Source organism: Mesorhizobium sp. J18 (assembly GCF_007829525.1).
GTDB lineage: Bacteria > Pseudomonadota > Alphaproteobacteria > Rhizobiales > Rhizobiaceae > VLJP01.
In genome coordinates, this window is sequence record NZ_VLJP01000087.1 from 1 (window position 1) to 2207 (window position 2207).

General features: G+C 56.5%; 3 protein-coding genes. 1 reads left to right on the forward strand and 2 read right to left on the reverse strand.

Annotated features, from left to right (window positions below):
- Positions 1-184 (forward strand): integrase core domain-containing protein (locus L598_RS20605; protein ID WP_144865766.1); only part of this gene is annotated, 184 nt, incomplete at its 5' end.
- On the opposite strand, the gene L598_RS20610 is transcribed toward L598_RS20605, so the two are convergent.
- Complete coding sequence (locus L598_RS20610; protein ID WP_144865768.1) at positions 144-1085, reverse strand: hypothetical protein; 942 nt, start codon at positions 1083-1085, stop codon at positions 144-146. The two genes, L598_RS20605 and L598_RS20610, sit on opposite strands and share 41 nt — an antisense overlap.
- Positions 1086-1102: 17 nt before the next feature.
- The coding region (locus tag L598_RS20615) for a caspase family protein (protein ID WP_144865770.1) at positions 1103-2207 on the reverse strand (1105 nt) is incomplete at its 5' end.

Consider the following 2207-nt stretch of genomic DNA (forward strand, 5'->3'; position numbering starts at 1 on the left):
CGAGCAGCAGGTCGCGGCGTTCGTCGATCACTACAACCACCGCCGCTACCACGAGAGCCTCGACAATCTCACCCCTGCCGACGTCTACTTCGGGCGCGGCGATATCATCACGCTGGAAAGGGAAAGGATCAAACGCGAAACCATCAAACAGCGCCGCTTGCTTCATCGAGATGCAGCGGCCTAATGTGACAAACCTGATGGACCAGAGCCTCCGTTAGCTCACGCCGCCGGTTGTCCCAAAAACCCTGACGACGGACAACTGATACGATCCCCCCGACACCAAGTCCCGGCCCCTCGCTGACAGCAAGAAGCGATCCCATCATCTCGCTTGTCGTGTCGCAAAGATGGGAAGCACTCCCGAATCTGGAGCCAGGAATGAAACTACATTTCTGATAAAAACTTCGCGGATTGCTATCATAATCTACTGTATAAAATATATATGCAGAGCTCCTTTGTGAGTTTGTTGGATACGCGACATATATCAGCGATCCTTCTTCCTGAAGCGAATCGTCGAATGACTGATTCTCATCGATGTAGTAGACAGCAAGATCCTTGGCGAACAACGCGATTGTATAGTAATTTGCAGACCCTTCGAATTCTCCTTCAAACGCTGGAGGATATTCCAGGTCGATCTTCTTCCAGATGAAGTCCTCGTCCTGGTCAGGGTTTTCCGGATCGTTGAAGCTGATATTGGGCAAATAGCGGATGATTTTCGCCTTGCTTCCGCTGCAAAATGGAGCCGCATCCAGACGTGATACGCTCACGCTCATCGAGGTGGCGACCGCCGCCCGCCCATTGAACTGGATAAGGAAAGCGTTACCGCGTATCCCGCCATCGCAAAATTCTATAATACCGGTGCGGCGAGCCGTGTGTAAGATGGCGCGTTCCATCTCCGTCAAGGTTTCAGGATCCTTGCGTTGCAACTCCACAAGTGGAATGGGATCGTTACCATCATCGAAGGTCGATGCATCGGCAGGAAGAGCAAAGGTGGTGAGTGCAAGCAAGGCATAGCGGCCCCACCCAACCGCGCGATAGGTCCACTGCCGCACTCCATTCATCCCTGCACCCCGCGTCTTATCGTTCAACCCGCATCGCTGCTCCCCTATAGTTGCCCCACCTGTTCGACGATTTCGAACCCCCGGTGCGGGCGCATATATTGTGGCGTCTGGGTTTCGCCGAAAACCTCGCGGGCAATGCGCGGCACCGTCTGCTCAATCGCGCTGGCAAGCTCGTCGATGTCGATGACGCCGTCGCCGTTGATATCGGCCCAGGTCATCGCATCGAGGATGCTGTAGGTGAAGACGCCGTGATCTTCATACCCCTCCATCGCGAACTCGGTGCTGCTCGACGCGGCGATAAGGGCACGTCCCGTCGAATTGCCGAGCAGATCGTTGGCAGCACGAAAACGTAGTTCCCGTCCGGTCGTGGATTCTGCCAGTGCCCCGCTTTCGCAGGAATCGAACAGCAGAAGCGATTTCTGCGCCGGGATGGTGGAAAACCATTCCTGCCATGTCGAATGGCCGATGCCCTGTTCGCGCACGGCCGCGACTGTCGTATTGTCGATATCGTAGGGCGCATAGAAAAAGCGGCCGTCGATCGTCTTGCCGTGGCCAGCCGAGAAGAAGACGAAGACATCGTTTGGCCGGATACGCTGCGCAAGGGACCGGAACCGTTCCGCCAGCCCGTCGCGAGTAACGTCTTCATCAAGCACGATCTCTGTATGGACCTCAGTATAAAGTCCGCCTCCGGCTTCAGCCAGCGTCGCAGCCACCGTTTCGGCATCTCGAACCGCGTATTCGAGCTTGAGGCGATCAAGCGCATAATTGTCAACACCAACGGACATGATGAACAGGCGTGACGGCTGCACGTCGGACGCAGCAACCGAGAACGTCATGGCGTTGGAGCGTGCCTGGATCGTGTTCGCTTCATTATAGGCGACGAGTTGGACCGTATTTTCACCTTCGGCGAGATAGAGTTCGGCATCCGTCGTGTAGATTCCGTCCTCTGCCGGCGGCAGGCCGCTGGCTGTTTTCTGGACAACACCGTTGACGCGCCACTCTATCCGTCCGACGCCACCACCCAGATCGTCGATATCAGCCTCGGCGCGAACACGGTCGCCGGCCAGATCACCCCGGATTCTGATTTCGGGCGCGGCACCGCTGTGCAGTATTTTTTCGAGGGAAATCTCACTAGCGGCAGCAGCCGCC